Here is a 19801-nt window from a genome sequence, read left to right on the forward strand (position 1 = left end):
AGCTACAGAGTTCAAGAGCGAACTTATCGAGATGGAAGTAATGCCAGATCATGTACACATATTAGTCGAGGTAGATCCTCAATTTGGAATTGCAAAATTAATTCGATATATGAAAGGACGTTCATCTCGGTTTTTGAGACAAGAGTTTCCTTGGCTAAAAAGTCGGCTACCAACACTTTGGACAAATAGCTATTTTGTTTCAACTGTTGGGGGTGCGCCGATTTCAGTTATTAAGCAATACATCGAAAATCAAAAAAATGTCTAATTATGGTTGCCAACAAGTTTTAATCAGTCCAGACAAAGAATTGAGAGCCATCTTAGAGTTTGTTTGCGAACAGTCAAACAAACTTGCTAACTGTGGACTATATTATTCTCGCCAGTTATTCTTTAAAACTGGCAAGATACCGAGCAAAGCTGAGTTGCATCGGCTATTGAAATCTAACGCTCATTTTCAGGCTCTTTATTCCCACGTAGCACAGCAAACTTTAACAACTGTATTTGAGTCATTTCGGTCGTTTATTGGATTGCTCAAAGGCGTTAAAGGTGGAACTGTTGAGCAGCGTCCAAAATTACCAGGGTATAAGAAAAACGCTCTCAAGTTAGTTACTTTCCCTCGCGCAGATGTCAAATTGAAGAATGGGCAATTACGCTTTCCTCTAGGCACTAAAGTTAAAGCATGGTTCGGAATAGATGCCTTCTATTTACCGATGCCGTCAAACTTAAAATATTCTGATCTAAAAGAGATTCGGATTTGTCCTCGCAATGGATGTTTCTATGCTGAGTTTATTTATTCAGTTGAAGAAATAAAAGTAGAATTAGACTTTGAGAAAGTCCTAGGTATAGATCCAGGCTTAAACAATTGGCTAACTTGTGTAAGTAATACAGCCACTAGCTTTATTGTTGATGGATTGCACCTCAAAAGCTTAAATCAATGGTACAACAAACGGGTATCAGTCCTTAAAAAGAATCAACCCCAAGGATTCTGGAGTAAACAATTAGGTGGTATAACCGAGAAACGTAACAGACAAGTTAGAGATGCAGTAAATAAAGCAGCAAGAATTGTAGTCAACCATTGTTTAGAATTTCAGATTGGTAGTATTGTATTTGGTTGGAACAAAGGACACAGACAAGAGATAAATCTGGGTTCAAAAACTAATCAGAAATTTGTCCAAATACCTACTGCACGATTAAAAGACCGTATTGCCCAATTATGTAAGCAATATGGCATCAAGTTTATAGAAACGGAAGAATCTTACACTTCTAAAGCATCCTACGTTGATGGCGATTTTCTACCTGTATTTGGTTCCAAACCAGAAGGGTGGAAAGCGTCAGGAAGAAGAGTTAGTCGTGGTTTGTATCAGGCTTCTAGCGGACTAAAAATAAATGCAGATGCGAATGGGGCTGCCAATATTTTAAGAAAAGTAGCGGTAAAACTGGGATTTAATCTCAGTGGAATCAGTAGCGGCGAATTGATAGCGCCTTTGAAGATCCGTTTGTGGACTCTTCAAGAATCCCCGTCCCTTTAGGGCTGGGGAGTATCAATTGAGATTCAGGCGATCGCACTCTTTGATTTGGGGGTGCATCGCATACAGTATTTATCGGAGTTGGTTAAACTCTTCCTCAGTAATACCCAACTGTTTAAGAATTTCATAAAACAACCATTTACCAATTTCAGCATTGCCATGAATAGGAATTGTGGTTGATCTTCCATCTGGATGTTGCCAACGAGCATGACTGCCTTTCTGTCGCACTTTTTCAAAACCGAGTTTGCGTGCCGTCCGTTCTAATTCACTGGCTTTAGCTGGCATTTGCAATCACCAGTTCAACATCTTGAGGCAAAGAACGCCCTTGTTCTTCGTATTCTTCCTGAATCATTTCAAACACATAAACGAGTTCGGTACGGGCTACATCTGGTGTTTGTCCCCAAGCGTGACAACCAACAATCGCTGGAACATAAGCCACAAATGTGCCATTGTCATCAGGACGAATCACAATGGTGTAGTCTTGCAAAGGCTTCATGGGATGGAAGTTTTAGTTACACTTTATAGTTTACAGCGATCGCCAAGCGCTCCTATGTCAAAATGAAGGTAAAATCGCTCCCCTAGACAAAGGATTGACCTGAGCAATGGCAGAAGAAAAAAATCACAATCAAACCGGAGAAGCGGCTCCCAGCAATGTTGACAAACAAGTTCCCAGCACTAACGAACCAGTAGCAACAAACCTCCCTACTGCCAACACGCCAGATCCCAAAGCAGCGAACCCAGAAGTTAACCCCAACGCCGCTACGACAAAAACAGCACCACCCAAGGCAGAAAAGCCCCCAGCCGCCGCCAAAGCCGCAAAAAAGGAAAAACCCCCGGCGGTAGAAGATAAGCCCTTTGTGGAGTTTATGGAGCAACACTACTTGCCAACTTTGCAAAATGCGATCGCCCAGGAAGGTGTAGAAGATTTGCAGCTGGCTTTTGCGAAACAGAAACTTCCCATCGCTGGCTTTCAGTCAGCCGAAGAATGCTGGCAAGTCATTGGTAGTTGGCAAAATGGTCAACGTCAGTTTAACGTGTATTTCCCAGAGGAAAGTATTACCGGGAAAAAAGGATTTTCTTGTAACGAAGGTAAAAGACCTAGCACACTTGAGTCATTCTTAATTGATGAGCGCAAAATTACACTAGACCTTTTAGTATTTGGTTTAGTGCAACGTTTGAACGGTCAAAAGTGGCTAGGTAGAAATTAGTTAAGTTCGTCAAAGTAATAAGTAACGGCTCCGGTAATGGGGTCGTTACCTATCCTCACATAATCTGATTTCAACATTTCTTTGAGTATAGCTTCCACTTCCGCAAACCCTGCACCTGTAGCAGTTACACCTTGAGTCACAGTCAAACTCCCACCCTTTTTTCTSTGCGGCTTTAAGCAGTGCCATCATCAGTTTGTTACCAGTTGGGCGGTAGACTTGAGTAGCGATCGCCTGTTGATTTACAGGTACACCCAAAGGAGATAAACCTGCCTTGGCTCTGAGGTTTTCTTCGTAATCATCAACCATATTCGGGATTAGCAACAAATCCACAAACTGCCCTATCCCAAACACACCGCCAGTGAACAGCCACAAAAGACCAGTTCCAATTTTGCCATTGTATAAACGATGCAGGCCTCCTAAGCCGAAAAAAAATGCTGCACTCAAGATATAAGAGACAAGAAGGCGGTCTTTATGCTGATTCTTCTCAGGATTCATCTTGTTTTCAACCCTTTGGATTTTCTCTTGTTGTTGAAGATGGATTGTTTATGCTGTTTTCTTACATCAGCATAGTCAGCCAGAGTAATTTAATAGTCTGAATTAATCATGCCATTCATGGAATATTCATTAGTTTTCAGTGAATAACTTTTAAAAAAATCACTTACTGATATTGTACTAAAAACCACAAGAAATTACTGAAAATATAATGATTTTGTCAATTATCATAGGTATGTGCTACTCTAATCAGACTCTAACAAACTTATTAACTGGCATAGGATCATTATGGATCTGACTACAAATTTTTGGTTCTTGGTTCCTTAAACGTTGATATATTGTTGCAACTCTTAACTTTTTCTATACTATTTTCTAGGCAGCAACTTGGTAGACTGAATTTTATACAAATCAATATTCTCGTCTCCTGCGCCTTGTGAGAGCATTACCCTTGTACCAATTGGTCAACAGGATGCCACAGATACAATCATGGGAAACCTAGATGGAGTCTGACTTTCTGAATAATGAATTGGTATAAGCTCTGTTGGTGTACTCAAGATAATAAAAACAAAAGAGCAATTAAGACATGGTAGATTCCCTCAAAAAACCAGGCTTTGAAGAAATGCGGCCAGGTGTGAAAACCCCGGCAAAAGAAACTCTGTTAACACCCCGGTTTTACACCACCGACTTTGATGAAATGGCACGGATGGATATATCCGTCAACGAAGACGAGTTACAAGCCATTCTCGAAGAGTTCCGTGTTGACTACAACCGCCATCACTTCGTCAGAGATGCCGAGTTTGAGCAATCCTGGGATCACATTGACGGAGAAACTCGCCAATTATTTGTAGAATTTCTAGAACGTTCTTGCACCGCCGAATTTTCCGGATTCTTGCTGTATAAAGAACTCGGCCGCCGTTTGAAGGACAAAAGCCCCGTCTTAGCCGAGTGCTTCAACCTCATGTCACGGGATGAAGCTCGTCATGCAGGCTTTTTGAACAAAGCGATGTCAGACTTCAATCTGTCCCTAGATTTAGGCTTTTTGACCAAGAGTCGCGCTTATACCTTCTTTAAGCCAAAATTCATATTCTACGCGACTTATCTTTCAGAAAAAATTGGTTATTGGCGCTATATCACCATTTACCGTCATTTAGAAGCAAATCCCCAAGATAGAATTTATCCAATTTTCCGATTCTTTGAAAACTGGTGTCAAGATGAAAACCGTCATGGAGATTTCTTTGACGCTATTATGAGAACCCAGCCACAAATGTTGAATGATTGGAAAGCGAAGCTGTGGAGTCGCTTCTTCCTACTATCAGTATTTGGAACCATGTATCTCAATGACATTCAGCGTAAGGACTTTTATGCTGCTATTGGACTAGATGCGAGAGAATACGACATCCATGTCATTAAAAAGACCAATGAAAATGCGGGTAGAGTCTTTCCGCTCATGCTGGATGTAGAAAATCCTGAATTTTATCAGCGATTGGATGTGTGTATCCAGAATAACGAAAAATTGTCTGCGATCGCTAACTCTAAAACCCCCAAATTCTTACAAATCTTCCAAAAAGCGCCAATTTATCTCTCTCATGCTTGGCAGTTCCTGCGTTTGTACTTAATGAAACCCATTGATACTGTTGCCACACATGGCGGAGTGCGCTAGCACCGCAAGGCGGAAGTCAAAAGTCAAAAGTCAAAAGTCAAAAAGTTTATTCTATAGACTTTTTATTGACTTGAAATAGTTGGCTGATTTACGCCGTGGTGTACTAGGTTAGACAACTAAATTTTTTGTAAGCTTGAGTGGTTTTGTTATATACAGAACCACTTTTTTATGTGCGTCAAACTCTGCCCTCTCCTTAAAAAACCTTTAAATTGGTAGGGTGTGTTGTCGCATAGCGCAACGCACCATCCTAATTTATTTGCCCAAATTACGCTTCATTTGTTCCAACTCATCTTGAGTTTCCCAACGGCGAAACTTTTCTTCTAAATCGTCTAAACCACTGGTATAACTGCTAGTTGGATTCCACCAAGCATCTGTTTTTAAGCGCTGCTGACTTTGAGCTTGAGTGCGGGCTGTTTCGGCTTCTGTAGCTTTGGCTTGCACCTCCTGTCGCCGCACTTGAATTTTCCGCAGTAGTTCTTCAGATTGGGCTATGCGTTCTTTTAACCCCTGCATCTGTCCCCAGCGCTGATTTCCTTCCCGCAATAGGGCGGCTTCTCTATCCTGTGCGGCGGCTGCTAAATCCTGTTTACCAGCATTTTTAGCCTTTTGAACCCGGATATGCCAACGCTGAATTTCTTGGGCGGTGGAGAGAATTTCGTCTTGCGATCGCTTTTCCTGTAATTTTAACTCTGCAATCAATTTTAAGGTATCTTCCTCTTGCTGCCGCAGCTGTTCTAACAACGCTTCTAGCTCCAAATGCGGATTGTTACGCAAGAATTCTTCTAAACGATTTTCTAGAAACCGACTTAAATCATCAAATAAGCCCACGAAGAGAACTCCAGAGGTTGAGTGTGTAACTATTTTATTATAAGTTTTGAGATATTGTTTAACGAACCGCCAAGTGCGCCAAGTGCGCCAAGTGAAGAAATGAAAGAGAAATGTTTGCTTTGGCAAATTCTGGTGATTTTTTATTAATCCCTGCACTGAATTGGTTAAAATAATTAATAACTATAAACTTGCTTGTCCTGTAAGATGACCATGCACAATTCTGTGGAATTTCAAGACGCTTTTGATGTCATTGTCGTCGGTGCAGGTCACTCCGGTTGCGAAGCGGCTCTTGCTGCTGCCCGCCTCGGTTGTCGGACTCTGCTACTGACACTCAATTTAGATAAAATTGCTTGGCAACCTTGTAATCCAGCTGTGGGGGGGCCAGCTAAATCCCAGTTGACTCATGAGGTGGATGCACTGGGTGGGGAAATTGGCAAGGTTGCAGACCGCACTTATCTACAAAAGCGCATCCTCAACTCTTCACGAGGTCCGGCGGTGTGGGCATTACGCGCTCAAAGTGATAAGCGCGAATATGCGGCGGTGATGAAAACTATTGTGGAAAACCAAGAAAATCTGAGCATTCGCGAAGCAATGGCGACGGACTTGGTGCTGGGTGCTAATGATGAGGTGATTGGTGTTGAAACTTACTTTGGTGTGGCTTTTGGCTGCAAAGCGGTAATCTTGACAACCGGTACTTTTTTGGGTGGTAAGATTTGGGTGGGTAACAAATCTATGCCAGCTGGACGGGCTGGGGAATTTGCGGCTGAGGGTTTGACACAAACTTTAAATCGCTTGGGCTTTGAAACCGGCAGGCTCAAAACTGGTACTCCCGCACGAGTCGATAAGCGCTCAGTTGACTACAGCAAAATGACTATCCAGCCAGGGGATGAAGAAGTACGCTGGTTTAGTTTTGACCCCGATGTGTGGATAAAAAAAGAACAAATTCCTTGCTATATCACCCGCACGACGGCGGAAACTCATCGGCTAATTCGCGATAATTTACATTTATCACCGGTTTATGGTGGTTGGGTGGAAGCTAAGGGACCTCGCTATTGTCCCAGTATTGAAGATAAAATTGTCCGTTTTGCTGATAAACAAAGCCACCAAATATTTATTGAACCGGAAGGAAGAGATATTCCCGAATTATATATCCAAGGGTTTTCTACAGGGTTGCCGGAAACTTTGCAATTGCAAATGTTACGCAGTCTCCCCGGTTTAGAAAATTGTACGATGCTGCGTCCAGCTTATGCTGTGGAATATGACTATTTACCAGCAACTCAGTGTTATCCCACACTGATGACTAAGAAAATTTCTGGTTTATTCTGTGCGGGACAAATTAACGGTACAACTGGTTATGAAGAAGCCGCAGCTCAAGGAATTGTGGCGGGAATTAATGCGGCGCGGTTGGTTCGCGGTGAAGAAATGATTGTTTTCCCCCGTGAACACAGTTATCTTGGCACGCTGGTTGATGATTTGTGTACTAAAGATTTACGGGAACCTTACCGAATGCTTACTAGCCGTTCGGAATATCGCTTACTGCTGCGTTCTGATAATGCTGACCAACGGCTGACACCTCTGGGACGGGAAATCGGTTTGATTGACGATCGCCGATGGAATTTGTTTACTGACAAACAAACACAGATTACCACAGAAAAAGCCAGGCTATATGCTACCAGGATTAAAGAACATGATGAAATTGGCCAGGCGATCGCTTCTGTATCCCAACAAACAATAAAAGGTTCAATTACCCTAGCTGAATTACTGCGCCGTCCAGGATTTCATTATGTTGACCTCGACAGCTACGGACTGGGAAACCCCAACCTCAAGCAAGCAGAAAAAGAAGGCGCAGAAATTGACATCAAGTATTCTGGCTATCTCGCTAGACAACAAAATCAGATAGAACAAATTGCCCGTCAAGCACATCGCCAGCTACCTGCGGACTTGGATTACACCACAATTGATACCCTTTCTAAAGAAGCACGGGAAAAACTTAGTAAAGTAAAACCCCTTACTCTCGGTCAAGCATCGCGCACTGGCGGAGTGAATCCGGCGGATATTAACGCTTTGTTAATATATTTAGAATTACGTAAAACCAATAGCCAGTCAGAATTAAAGGCATTAGCTTAACCTAAAGTTGCTCAAGATTGAGTATAGTAAAACTGAAGGAAGTGGTATGATAGATGACAATAATTAAGTAATGGCATCATCAGCAGTCTCCGGATTAAAGTTGAATTTAATACTACCAAGCCATCAATTCGTCTAATTTTGACGAGGGCTTGGGGGCTTGGTGCAAAAATCTTGATTTCCAGGCATAGGGGCGGCGTTGTCCCGTCCTGGCAGCCACAACCTAAAATGCCTTATGTTACAAGCAGCCAGAACCCATCTGATTATTCCAGAACTATCAGAAGACTTGATCACCAATGAGCCGTGGTCGATAGATTTCTATGCTGATGGTTTGATGGATGAACTCTTTGCCGATATTGACGAAATTTTGAACGTGAGCGAGAATCTGCCTGACCATACTTTAAAGTATGGCAGTCGCACACCACGTTCTATAGAACAAACTGCGGCACGGGATTGGTTTGACAATTCGGGTGAAGCTACCACACCAGTGGGTTCAGAATATGATCATCTGCAAACAATTAATGTGCCGCAGGTGGTTTTAGGAAACTCCCTCACCCGGACTGGAAAAACAATTTCGATAAGTAAGAACGAGCAAGTTGGTACAGTTGTAGTTAATAAATCTGGGGCCATTACTAAGCACCAGAAAACTAGGCTGAATCTGAGAAAATTGCTGATTGCCGGTGCAGCGATCGCAGGCACTATATATATAGTCCAATCTGGATTGCTGACTCTTCTCACTTCCAGATTGACTGAACCAGATATCTATCTACCCCAGACCCAGACACAGCTATCTCCCCCAGTAGATGCTCAGGCAGACTTGGTTAACTATATGCTGGGAGCGCTGGCGATGATCGAGAAGCAAGAAAAAACCAGTAATGGTAAATCTGCTGATTCCAAACTGGCGAATGGGGGAGTTTCCAACTCCTCACCTGTGGCTGGTGATTTAACAGCACCTCTAGCTGCTAACAACACACAACCTATTCCTAGCCGTTCGACAAACGTCGTCGAGCGCATTTACATTCCTGTTTATCAAGCGCCGTCACCAATGCGCTATGCGCCACCACCGACTCCCGTCGCTACTGCAACTCAACCACAGGTAGCAACTAATTCCCCGACCTCTCAACCGGAGTCTGTGCAAACCCCAGCCAAGCCGGTGCGCCCAGAAATTAAACCTGTAACCGTGCAGAGCGCACCAATTACTGTGAAGCCGCCATCTGTGCCAGTGCGGCCACCATCACCGCCAACAGATACCCCACAGCAGGCATATTTACAAACCCCTGCAACATCTGCTACCCATACCTTAGCGGGATTAATGGAGTTAGGCGACAAATCTGCTGCTTTATTTGAATTTGAAGGCGTAACTCGCCGGGTACATATGGGAGAAAGCATCGGTGCTACTGGCTGGACTTTAGTTGATGTTGCCAATGGCGAAGCGATCGTGCGTCGTAACGGTGAAGTACGATCTATTTTTGCTGGGCAGAAGTTGTGAACTACCTACACTCCCCTGACGGGTGAGTGTAGGCTTCCCAACTCATTATACATCTCCGAAAACTATCAAACCCTCGCGGTTATGCTGTTCTTGGGGAGAGATCGCTAACTGCAAAGACCCTGAGATTTTACGCTAGAATAAGGATTAGAAATGCGTATTGTTGGTAATTAGCCAAAAGTAGCATCTCTTCCTTGATAATTTAATTGCGGATAATTTAAATTTTTTATAGCTACAAAATAAATGTGCCAATGCGTAATCTAACAAGTCCACAAATAGTCATAATTATCTGTTTGTATTTAGAGGAATTTAATCTAAATCTTTCTTGAGCTACTCTAAATATCTTCACTAAACGAATTAAATGTTCTACAAATATGCGCTCTGATTCAAGCTGTTTATTTTTAATTTTTTGTTCAGGACAAGCTGTTTATTTTTAATTTTTTGTTCAGGACTTAATTCTTGTTTTTTAGGCTTTTTCTCAGGCGTTTTAATTGATTTCTCTCCTTGGTTGGAGAGGGTTTTTGCGTAAGTCCTGATACAAAATGTTCGTTTCCTCCATGTCCTCTTGCCTGTTTCCCCTGCGGGGAAACAGGCAAGAGGACTGTCGTCAACTCACGCGCAATTCATCATGTAAATTATCTAAAACCCTTGCCGTTGCTTAACTCCGCGTTGCTCCGTATGGCTAACGCCACGCTCCGCGAACGCAATGACAAAGTTATAGATTTTCGCGCCCACCTACTTAACATTCGCTCCTCTGTCTTGGCGGATCTTGATGCATGAGGGGACGCAAGCCATTTAACCCGGCTGCAATTGCTGAACCGTTGTGGACTACTGTCGCCGCTAAGGGATGCAACCCTGTGGTTGTGGCTAGTCCTAATGCTGCTAAATTGGGAAGGACGGCTAAACTGATATTTTGTTTAATTACTGCTTGGGTTTGGCGGGCGATCGCCATTGCTTCTAAAAAACTACTCAGGTTATCATCCATGAGGACAACATCGGCTGTTTCTCTGGCTACCTCGGAACCTCCACCAAAGGAAATCGCTACATCGGCATAAGCTAGGGCGATGGAATCATTCAAGCCGTCGCCAGTAAACGCTACAGTTTTACCAGATTCATGTATTTTTTGGATAATTTCGGCTTTTTGTTCTGGGAATGCTTCAGCATGAACTTGGGATAGGGGTAGATTCAGTTTTTCGGCGACAGCTATCGCCCTTTGCTGATTATCGCCTGTGAGTAGATGTATTTCCATACCGTATTCACTTTGGAGTTTCTCAATTACGGTGGGACTTTCTGGGCGCAGGGGGTCTGTGTAATAAATGACTCCTTGGAACTCCTGATTTACCCCGACATACAGCAAAGCATCATGGGCAGAAATGCGGGAATTTAGATCATGGGGACAGTCGAGGGAAATACCACACTGACGCAAAAAGCGATCGCTCCCCACTATAACTTGTTCACCGTCAATTTCGGCTCGGACACCTAAACCAATTTCATAGACAAATTCTGGCCGGGGGAGAATTTCAATTCCCTGTTTCTCGGCATAGTTTACCACAGCTTCGGCAACTGGATGAGTCAGCCGTTGTTCGGCAGCAGCAGCTAGTGTTAACAGCCTTTGCCTAGAAATTCTCTCACCGACAGTTTCCACTGCCACAACTTCAATCTCACCTTTAGTTAAAGTGCCTGTTTTGTCAAATACCAAAGTATCCACTTGTGCCAATTTTTCCAAAGCTCGACCACTGCGGATGAGAACACCATGTCTAGTGGCGTGGTGTAAGGCTGCTAAGAAAGTTGTGGGTAGGGAAACGCGAATCCCGGTGACAAAATCGAGAGTCAGGATAGATGCAGCCCTGGATGGGTCACGGGTTGCGGCTAACACCAGTCCAGAAAAAATTAGGGACGGCCATATTGCTTTGTCGGCGATGTTTGCGGCATAATTACCCATGCGTGTATCGTACACAGGGGCTTTTTTGACTAACTCTATACTGGCTCCAGCACGAGTGTTTGCGCCTACTCGCTCAGTTTTGATGTAAATTTCTCCTTCCCGCACCAGGGTAGAAGCATAAACCGCTTGTCCCACTTGACGTAAAACCGGCATTGATTCACCAGTCAGCTTTTGCTGGTCAATTAAAGCTTTTCCTTGCAGTATTTGTCCATCAACGGGGATTTGTTCCCCAGGATAGACGATCACGGTGTCTTTTGGTTGTACTTCTGTGGCTAGGATGCGTATTTTCTGCCCATCTGGTTGTTCCACCCAAGCGTAATTTCCCAAAGATTTTAATAAATCGGCGGCGTGATGTTCGGTAACTCTGGCGGTGCGATCGCGAATTTGATCACCAATTTCATGTAGTGTGATTACCAAAGCTGGTGTTAAGAGATTTCCTTGGGCAGATGTTAAGGCGATCGCCATAAAATCTAAGCAATCTATATTTAATTTGCGTTTTTCTGTAATGCTAGTATAAGCACGTTGAGCAACAGGTAAAGCCGCCAGTGCCACTGTTGCGGCAATTATTGCTCTGGGAATGGGAAAACCTAACCCCAATAAAGCGAAAGTAGTAGCCAAAGCCGGCAACTTTAGACCAGAATAATCAGTTTTTTGTGACTTTTTTGCAACTTCTCTATTTTTAGCATCACGGAGCAAATTGACTAAATATGCTGGTATTAACCCATTTTTCGCACTAGATAATTGATATTTAATCGCCACAGAACTGCAAGAGCGATTAACACGAACTGCCACAATCCGACTATCAGATGCTAGTAATTCTTGGAGGCTTTGGGCATAATCGGGGTCATGGGCTAACAGAGGAACACGAAATCTGATTCTACCGGGAATTTTATGTACTATATAATAGTCAATTTTTGATTTCTCAATTACTGGCTGATTGGTTTTTGATTTAGTGGCGATCATGGTATTTTTTCCAAAGTAACATTTCCGATGTAAGTGTTGAGCGATCGCGCAGTTTGGACTAAGAAATTATTTGGATCTACAAGACATGGACTGGAAGCTAAAACTGCTGCTAAAGGAACTGCTACCACTTGTCCATTTTTCCAAGCTACCATCTGTGCAGTTCGTCCATCAGCTAACAAATCTACCGCCGCTTTACCAAAAGCCGAAGCCATCAAACGGTCTAAGGCTGAGGGTATACCACCGCGTTGAATATGTCCTAAAACGGAAACCCGAATATCAATTTGATGCTGAGTGCAATAACCAATCTCATCGGCGATATATTGACCCATACCACAGGATGGATGTTCACAGGATGGATATGTGGCTGAATCTACGGCGATTTGAGCGCCTTCTGCGACAACTATAATGCCAAATCTACGTCCCCAGCGATCGCGCAATTCTGCCAAATGTTCACATACAGCTTTAATTGAATAGGGAATTTCGGGAATTAGAATCACATCTGCACCCCCTGCAATCCCCGATTGTAGTGCTAAATGACCGGCTTTGCGTCCCATCACTTCCACAATCATTACCCGGTCATGACTAGCAGCTGTAAACGTCAAACGATTGAGAGCATCAACAATGGTATTTACCGCAGTATCAAAGCCCACAACTCGTTCCGTCTGACCGACATCATTATCAATGGTTTTCGGAATCGCCACAAACTGCCAATTTCCTAAACTTTGGAGTTGGGTAAGAATTGCTAAACTCCCATCTCCACCAATCCCAATCAAAGCATCTAATTCTAAAGCTTGATAACCAGCAATAATTTCCTCAGCATGAGCTAAAGTATCCCCTTTATTAATACTACCAAGAATCGTGCCTCCCATATTCAGCAAAGGGTCAATCCCACGGAGGTCTAAACTATGTATGCCCAGAGGAATAGTCTTTCTTTCTAAAAGTCCTCTGGTTGCATAAGGAATACCCACTACCTGCCAGTTATAGGTGAGGGTAGCATGACTCACAACTGCCCGAATTACAGCATTTAGTCCCGGACAATCGCCACCACTGGTAAGAATACCCAGTCGTTTTTGCATAGTCATGACACCTCAATCTAAAACTTTGTTCTGTCAATTACAAACCAAAAAATCTATCTAAATGGTGAGGACAAGTAGTTTATAGAAGAATGGAAAAACGAACCACAAAGACGCAAAGGACACAAAGTTAAGAGGTTTCAGAGAGTTCTTGCGTAAGTCCTATATAAATTACCTGGGAATAATTGTATCTATTGCTGTTTTTTCTTGACATTAGTTAAACTTACGCCAAGACCTTTCAAACCCTCATTCCTCTGTGTACTCTGTGCCTCTGTGGTTCGTTTTTTCCTGACTTATTAAATCCTGATTACTGAACTAAACCCCATCAAAAAATTAAGTTTAACTTTCATCACAAGTTTATCAAATTGTTCTTCTATCATCTTAATGGATTGTTAGACTTGGAGCATCGCAACTAAGAGGCGAGAGCGATGGATTTAGCATCTGCTGTTAAAAGTAACAACCAAGCAAAAGCTCCCTCAGCAACAGATATTCACGAGGATAAGCGTTTAAAAATGCTGTCAGCAACTATCAAACGCTATCAGTATCAACAGGATGCATTAATTGAGATATTGCACAAGGCGCAGGAACTTTTTGGCTATTTAAAAAAGGATGTATTAGTTTATATCGCGCATCAATTAAAATTACCACCTAGTACAGTTTATGGCGTTGCGACGTTCTACCATTTTTTTTCACTTGCACCTATTGGTAGGCATAGTTGCATGGTGTGTACAGGTACAGCTTGTTATGTCAAAGGCGCTGAAGAAATCCTGAACAGTCTGGAAAATTCTATACATATCCGCCCTGGTGAAACCTCAGCAGATGGTCAAATTTCACTGCTAACAGCCAGGTGTCTCGGCCCTTGTGGAATTGCGCCTGTTGTAGTATTTGATGATACCGTTTTAGGCGACCAAACTCCGGAATCAGTTGGCGATCGCATCAAAGGATGGCTGCAAAATGGATCTAGCTGAATTAACCGAAATTGCCCGCAAAGAATCTGATTCACACAAACCTGTGCAAATTCGCTGTTGTATTGCAGCTGCTTGTTTAGCTACTAATTCACAAGCAGTCAAACAGAGTCTAGAAGAGGCTGTAACAGCAGAAAATTTGGCGGAACAAGTGGAAGTTTATGGCGTTGGCTGTATGCGTTTGTGCTGTCAAGGACCATTAGTACAAGTAGAAAAAAACACTGAACCAGAAAGTACAAGTACGCTCTACGAAAAAGTTACACCTGATGATGCACCTTCAATTATTACTGCTCTGAATGGGGGAGAAACAACAGTTTCACAGAGTGATTTAACACATCCATTTTTTACATCCCAGATGTCCATTGTGTTAGAAAACAGTGGCAAGGTTGATCCAGAACGCATTCAATCTTATATTGCGGCTCAAGGTTATCAAGTGCTTTACCATGTCTTGCGGGAAATGACTCCTAGCGAGGTAGTAGATGCTATTACCCGCAGTGGTTTACGGGGACGTGGTGGTGCTGGTTATCCGACAGGTTTGAAATGGGCGACTGTGGCGAAAGCCGAGGGCGATCGCAAGTTTGTAATTTGTAACGCCGATGAAGGAGATCCCGGTGCATTTATGGATCGTAGCGTTCTCGAAAGTGATCCGCATCGGGTTTTAGAAGGAATGGCGATCGCAGCTTATGCTGTAGGTGCAAATCAAGGCTATATTTACATTAGAGCCGAATATCCCATAGCGATCAATCGTCTACAAACTGCAATTCGTCAAGCGCAAAGCTTTGGCATTTTGGGAAGTCAAATTTTTGACTCACGCTTTGATTTTAAAATTGATATTCGCATCGGTGCGGGGGCTTATGTTTGTGGTGAAGAAACGGCTTTAATGGCTTCGATTGAGGGTAAACGCGGTACTCCTCATCCCCGTCCTCCCTACCCGGCTGAGTCTGGTTTATGGGGCTATCCGACGTTAATTAATAACGTCGAAACTTACGCCAATGTTGCACCAATTATCCGTAATGGTGCGGAATGGTTCGCCAGTATTGGGACTGAAAAAAGCAAGGGTACAAAGGTTTTCGCTTTAGCTGGGAACATCACTAACACTGGTTTGATTGAAGTGCCAATGGGAACTTCTTTACAGCAGATTGTGGAAGTTATGGGCGGGGGTGTACCGAATGGCGGTGTGGTGAAAGCTGTGCAAACTGGTGGTCCTTCTGGGGGATGTATTCCCGCATCGGCTTTTGATAGTCCTGTGGATTATGAATCTCTGACTGAACTTGGTTCCATTATGGGTTCGGGGGGGATGATTGTCATGGATGAAAGTACGAATATGGTGGATGTCGCCCGCTATTTTATGGAATTTTGCATGGATGAGTCTTGTGGGAAGTGCATTCCTTGTCGGGTGGGAACGGTGCAGTTGTATAAGTTGTTGACGAGGATTAGTGCGGGTGAGGCTTCTCTGGCTGATTTGGAGTTGCTGGAGGAGTTATGCGACATGGTGAAGCATACGAGTTTGTGTGGTCTTGGTCAGTCTGCGCCTAATCCGGTTTTTAGTACTTTGCGGTATTTTCGGGATGAGTATTTGGAGTTGATTTAAACGCAAAGGGGCGCGGAGGTTAACGCAAAGGTACGCGGAGTTTATTTTTTGAGGATGAAGGTGAGATGGTTGTTAAGACTTTAAGTATTAATGAGCGGTTGGTTAGTGGTCGGGAGGAGGAGACTGTTCTGCAAGCGGCTCAGGATGCGGGGATTTATATTCCAACTTTGTGTCATTTGCAGGGGGTGACGGATGTGGGGGCTTGTCGGTTGTGTTTGGTGGAGATTGCTGGGAGTGATAAGCTTCAGCCTGCTTGTGTGACTAAGGTGACTGAGGGGATGGAGGTGAGGACAGATGGCGATCGCCTACACAAATATCGCCGTACAATTATTGAGATGCTGTTTGCTGAGGGTAATCACATTTGCTCGGTTTGTGTCGCTAATGGTAATTGTGAATTGCAAGATTTAGCTATTGAGTTGGGTATGGATCATGTCCGTTTAGATTATCATTTCCCTGATCGCAAAGTTGATGTTTCACATGATCGTTTTGGTGTTGACCATAACCGTTGTATTCTTTGCACTCGTTGTATACGTGTTTGTGATGAAATCGAAGGAGCGCACACTTGGGATATGGCGGGAAGGGGGACAAATTCCCACGTCATCACCGATTTCAATCAACCTTGGGGAACTTCAGATACTTGTACTTCTTGCGGTAAATGCGTTGATGCTTGTCCTACAGGAGCGCTATTTGACAAAGGTTCAAGTGTGGGGGAAATGAAACGCGACCGAGCCAAACTTGATTTCCTAGTTACAGCCAGAGAGAAACACCAATGGAACCTTTAAATAATTAAAACTTACGAAAAAACCTCTGAAACTCTCATAACTCTGTGTCCTCTGCGTCTCTGCGGTAGAGCTTCCAGCACGCTACGCGAACGTTTCCTAAACACTAAAAAAATAGGCGTTGCTGATTTCAAATATGAATAGGCTCACGCAAAGGCGCATCAGCGAAGCGTTCGCGTAGCGTTTCCGAAGGAAATATTACGAATTACAAATTACGAATTATTATGACACGTTTAAAACTAGCAACAGTGTGGTTAGGCGGCTGTTCCGGCTGTCATATGTCCTTTCTCGACTTAGACGAATGGCTAATAGATTTAGCTGCACAAGTAGACTTAGTTTATAGTCCCTTCGCTGATATCAAAGAATATCCCCAAGGAGTAGATGTAGTGTTAGTTGAAGGTGCAGTAGCCAACGAAGATCATTTGCAAATGATACACCAAGTTAGAGAGCGATCGCGCATTCTGGTTTCCTTTGGCGATTGTGCAGTTACAGGTAATGTTACCGCCTTACGTAACCCTTTAGGTAGTGCCGAACCAGTTCTTCAGCGTTGTTACATCGAAGCCGCCGATATTCACGGACAAATTCCCCATGAACCTGGCATTGTTCCCACCTTACTAGACCGGGTAGTTCCAGTCCATAAAATAGTCCCAGTTGATATTTATATGCCAGGATGTCCACCCTCAGCAACTAGAATCAAAGCCACATTAGAACCACTATTAAGAGGAGAAAAACCACAACTAGAAGGACGAGACATGATTAAATTTGGCTAACTTAAACACGCCAGCAAAATGTATCTTAAAGCATAAAATTAATTGTTCTAATCCTGCTCCCTCTCCTTAGTAAGGAGAGGGCTGGGGTGAGGTTCCATAACTCCTCCTCTGGTGCGCCTCAGCGCCTCTGCCTGAAAAAAAATTATCATTAAAACCCCAAAACATTATGCCTAGAAAAATCATTATAGATCCAGTAACCCGCATAGAAGGACACGCCAAAATCAGCATTTATTTAGATGATACAGGACAAGTCAGCGATGCCCGATTTCATGTTACAGAATTTCGGGGATTTGAGAAATTTTGTGAAGGTCGTCCCCTGTGGGAAATGCCAGGAATTACCGCCAGAGTTTGCGGAATTTGTCCAGTCAGCCATTTATTAGCCTCTGCCAAAGCAGGCGATCGCATCCTGTCTGTTACAATTCCTAAAGCAGCCGAAAAACTGCGGCGGTTAATGAATTTAGCCCAAATTATTCAATCCCATTCCTTGAGTTTCTTCCACCTCAGCGCCCCAGATTTATTATTAGGAATGGATAGCGATCCCGCAAAACGCAATATATTTGGGTTAATTGCAGCCGAACCAGAACTAGCCCGTGGAGGTATCCGCTTGCGTCAATTTGGACAAGAGATTATTGAACAATTAGGAGGGCAAAAAATACACCCCTCATGGGCTGTTCCTGGTGGTGTGCGCGAAGCCTTATCCCCAGAAGGACGTACCCATATTCAGAACCGTATTCCCGAAGCACGCACCACAATATTAAATGCACTGAGTAGATTTAAAGAATTACTCAATAATTATCAACAAGAAGCCCAAACCTTTGGAAATTTCCCCAGCTTATTTATGGGTTTAGTAACTCCTGAAGGTTTGTGGGAAAACTACGACGGAAATATTCGTTTTGTAGATAGTGCCGGAAATATTATAGCTGATCAACTCGACCCCACTAATTATCAAGAATTCATTGGTGAAGCAGTTGAATCTCATTCTTATTTAAAATTTCCTTACTATCGCCCTTTGGGTTATCCTGACCAGAGTGACCATTGTAATTTAAATAGTGGAATTTATCGAGTTGGTCCCCTAGCCCGGCTGAATATTTGTAGTCAGATTGGGACACCCTTAGCTGATGTAGAATTACGGGAGTATAGAGACAGAGGCAAAGGCACTGTTAACTCATCATTTTTCTATCACTATGCGCGATTAATTGAAATTTTAGCATCAATTGAGCGCATTGAAATTTTATTAGATGATCCAGATTTACTATCAAATAGACTGCGGGCTGAAGCGGGGATTAATCAATTATCTGGAGTCGGAGTAAGTGAAGCCCCCAGAGGAACATTATTTCATCATTATCAAGTAGATGAAAATGGTTTAATGCAGAAAGTAAACTTAATAATTGCCACAGGTCAAAATAATCTAGGAATGAATCGCACAGTGGCGCAAATTGCCCGACATTTTATTAATGGTGCAGAAATTTCCCAAGGAATATTAAACCGAGTAGAAGCCGGAATCAGAGCCTTTGATCCTTGCTTAAGTTGCTCAACTCATGCAGCCGGACAAATGCCATTACATATTCAATTAATTGATAAAAACGGGAGTATAGTTAACGAAGTTTGGCGAGAATAATTTGTAATTCGTAATTCGTAGTTCGTAGGAACATCCCAAATGTGCAAGTTCAATTTATTTATGGTATTTTGGCTTAAAGAAGAATGGAAAAACGAACCGCCTTCGCGCAGCGTATGCCCGAAGGGCTTTAGACGCATTCGCGTAGCGTCTCCCCTTGGGAGAAGAACGCCAAGGTAAGAGGGTTTAATAGGTTTTTTACATTAGTCTTCTATGTTTTTAGCAAATTGGGATGCTCCTCTCTCAAACTCTCATTCTCTCATTCTCTCTGCGCCTCTGCGTGATATAAATCAATCCAAATAATATGAATTTTCATGCGATCGCTATAGGATATGGTAATGAATTACGTAGTGATGATGGTATTGGTCAAAAAGTAGCCAAAACCTTGCAGCTATCACAGGTAAAATCCATTGCTGTTCACCAACTCACCCCCGAACTAGCTGAGGTTTTAGCCCATGCTGATTTAGCAATATTTATTGATGCTTGTTTAATATCCGAAACTTCTCAAGTACAAATACAATCCCTTTCCCCGACATCTTGCAATATCATCTCTGGACATACAGCCGATCCGCGATCGCTCTTAGCCCTAACTCAAGCCCTGTATAATTATAGTCCGCCCGCTTGGTGGATCAAAATCCCAGGAATCAACTTTGAATTAGGATATAGTCTATCACCAATTGCCGAAACTGGAATGGCGATCGCTTTACAAAAAATTACCCAAATTATAGACGCAAATTCCAGTGCGATCATTTAAAATATTCCTCACCACCACAAAGCAGCAA

At 43.0% G+C, this 19801-nt stretch carries 18 protein-coding genes and 1 pseudogene; 12 read left to right on the forward strand and 7 right to left on the reverse strand.

Annotated elements, in window-relative coordinates:
- Nucleotides 1–265 (forward strand): IS200/IS605 family transposase (gene tnpA, locus NSP_RS12300; RefSeq protein WP_044482764.1); only part of this gene is annotated, 265 nt, incomplete at its 5' end.
- Nucleotides 258–1526 carry an RNA-guided endonuclease InsQ/TnpB family protein gene (locus NSP_RS12305; protein ID WP_006194805.1) on the forward strand — a complete coding sequence of 423 codons (1269 nt, stop codon included), beginning with the start codon at nucleotides 258–260 and terminating at the stop codon, nucleotides 1524–1526. The genes tnpA and NSP_RS12305, both read left to right, overlap by 8 nt.
- A 69-nt stretch (nucleotides 1527–1595) precedes the next feature.
- Here the strand turns inward: NSP_RS12305 and NSP_RS12310 are convergent, their stop codons facing one another.
- Together NSP_RS12310 and NSP_RS12315 are read right to left on the reverse strand one after the other, a co-directional pair.
- A complete protein-coding gene (locus NSP_RS12310) occupies nucleotides 1596–1808 on the reverse strand; it encodes a type II toxin-antitoxin system HicA family toxin (RefSeq protein ID WP_006195784.1) in 213 nt (70 codons plus the stop codon).
- Nucleotides 1798–2019: a type II toxin-antitoxin system HicB family antitoxin gene (locus NSP_RS12315; protein ID WP_006195783.1), complete on the reverse strand. Its 222-nt coding sequence runs from the start codon at nucleotides 2017–2019 to the stop codon at nucleotides 1798–1800. The genes NSP_RS12310 and NSP_RS12315 overlap by 11 nt, the downstream gene beginning before the upstream one ends.
- A gap of 106 nt (nucleotides 2020–2125) precedes the next feature.
- Between NSP_RS12315 and NSP_RS12320 the strand changes: the two genes are divergently transcribed.
- On the forward strand, nucleotides 2126–2731 hold the full coding sequence (locus tag NSP_RS12320; RefSeq protein WP_006195782.1) for a DUF2996 domain-containing protein: 606 nt from the start codon (nucleotides 2126–2128) through the stop codon (nucleotides 2729–2731).
- On the opposite strand, the pseudogene NSP_RS12325 reads toward NSP_RS12320, so the two are convergent.
- Nucleotides 2728–3226: pseudogene (locus NSP_RS12325) on the reverse strand (TM2 domain-containing protein). The gene NSP_RS12320 and the pseudogene NSP_RS12325 overlap by 4 nt on opposite strands.
- A 580-nt stretch (nucleotides 3227–3806) precedes the next feature.
- Between NSP_RS12325 and acsF the strand changes: the two are divergent.
- Entirely contained in the window at nucleotides 3807–4883 is a 1077-nt protein-coding gene (acsF, locus tag NSP_RS12330; RefSeq protein ID WP_006195778.1) for a magnesium-protoporphyrin IX monomethyl ester (oxidative) cyclase, read from the forward strand.
- Between the two features lie 252 nt (nucleotides 4884–5135).
- Here acsF and NSP_RS12335 read toward each other — a convergent pair whose 3' ends face one another.
- Nucleotides 5136–5711 (reverse strand): TIGR04376 family protein, encoded by a 576-nt coding sequence (locus NSP_RS12335; protein WP_042201993.1) that lies wholly within the window; start codon nucleotides 5709–5711, stop codon nucleotides 5136–5138.
- A 204-nt stretch (nucleotides 5712–5915) separates the two neighbouring features.
- Between NSP_RS12335 and mnmG the strand changes: the two genes are divergently transcribed.
- Together mnmG and NSP_RS12345 are read left to right on the forward strand one after the other, a co-directional pair.
- On the forward strand, nucleotides 5916–7838 hold the full coding sequence (mnmG, locus tag NSP_RS12340; RefSeq protein ID WP_173403282.1) for a tRNA uridine-5-carboxymethylaminomethyl(34) synthesis enzyme MnmG: 1923 nt from the start codon (nucleotides 5916–5918) through the stop codon (nucleotides 7836–7838).
- Nucleotides 7839–8070: 232 nt separating this feature from the next.
- Nucleotides 8071–9324, forward strand: a complete 1254-nt coding sequence (locus tag NSP_RS12345; RefSeq protein WP_006195773.1) for a hypothetical protein — start codon at nucleotides 8071–8073, stop codon at nucleotides 9322–9324.
- Between the two features lie 229 nt (nucleotides 9325–9553).
- Here NSP_RS12345 and NSP_RS24150 read toward each other — a convergent pair whose 3' ends face one another.
- The 3 genes from NSP_RS24150 to NSP_RS12355 all read right to left on the reverse strand — a co-directional run bounded on the left by NSP_RS24150 (nucleotide 9554) and on the right by NSP_RS12355 (nucleotide 13302).
- Complete coding sequence (locus NSP_RS24150; protein ID WP_107806880.1) at nucleotides 9554–9727, reverse strand: transposase family protein; 174 nt, start codon at nucleotides 9725–9727, stop codon at nucleotides 9554–9556.
- A gap of 333 nt (nucleotides 9728–10060) precedes the next feature.
- A complete protein-coding gene (locus tag NSP_RS12350; RefSeq protein ID WP_006195772.1) occupies nucleotides 10061–12226 on the reverse strand; it encodes a heavy metal translocating P-type ATPase in 2166 nt (721 codons plus the stop codon).
- Nucleotides 12223–13302, reverse strand: a complete 1080-nt coding sequence (locus NSP_RS12355) for an ATP-dependent 6-phosphofructokinase (protein WP_006195771.1) — start codon at nucleotides 13300–13302, stop codon at nucleotides 12223–12225. Before NSP_RS12355 ends, NSP_RS12350 begins: the two co-directional genes overlap by 4 nt.
- Before the next feature lie 425 nt (nucleotides 13303–13727).
- Between NSP_RS12355 and hoxE the strand changes: the two genes are divergently transcribed.
- The 6 genes from hoxE to NSP_RS12385 all read left to right on the forward strand — a co-directional run bounded on the left by hoxE (nucleotide 13728) and on the right by NSP_RS12385 (nucleotide 19773).
- Entirely contained in the window at nucleotides 13728–14267 is a 540-nt protein-coding gene (gene hoxE / locus NSP_RS12360) for a bidirectional hydrogenase complex protein HoxE (RefSeq protein ID WP_006195770.1), read from the forward strand.
- Nucleotides 14254–15855 carry a NuoF family protein gene (locus tag NSP_RS12365; RefSeq protein WP_006195769.1) on the forward strand — a complete coding sequence of 534 codons (1602 nt, stop codon included), beginning with the start codon at nucleotides 14254–14256 and terminating at the stop codon, nucleotides 15853–15855. Before hoxE ends, NSP_RS12365 begins: the two co-directional genes overlap by 14 nt.
- Nucleotides 15856–15920: 65 nt before the next feature.
- Nucleotides 15921–16637, forward strand: a complete 717-nt coding sequence (gene hoxU / locus NSP_RS12370) for a bidirectional hydrogenase complex protein HoxU (protein WP_006195768.1) — start codon at nucleotides 15921–15923, stop codon at nucleotides 16635–16637.
- Nucleotides 16638–16858: 221 nt separating this feature from the next.
- A complete protein-coding gene (locus NSP_RS12375) occupies nucleotides 16859–17404 on the forward strand; it encodes an NADH-quinone oxidoreductase subunit B family protein (protein ID WP_006195767.1) in 546 nt (181 codons plus the stop codon).
- A 166-nt stretch (nucleotides 17405–17570) separates the two neighbouring features.
- A complete protein-coding gene (locus NSP_RS12380; protein WP_006195766.1) occupies nucleotides 17571–19022 on the forward strand; it encodes a Ni/Fe hydrogenase subunit alpha in 1452 nt (483 codons plus the stop codon).
- A 301-nt stretch (nucleotides 19023–19323) separates the two neighbouring features.
- Entirely contained in the window at nucleotides 19324–19773 is a 450-nt protein-coding gene (locus NSP_RS12385; protein ID WP_006195765.1) for a hydrogenase maturation protease, read from the forward strand.
- The last annotated feature ends 28 nt before the right edge of the window (nucleotides 19774–19801 follow it).

It is taken from the genome of Nodularia spumigena CCY9414 (genome assembly GCF_000340565.2).
Lineage (GTDB): Bacteria > Cyanobacteriota > Cyanobacteriia > Cyanobacteriales > Nostocaceae > Nodularia > Nodularia spumigena.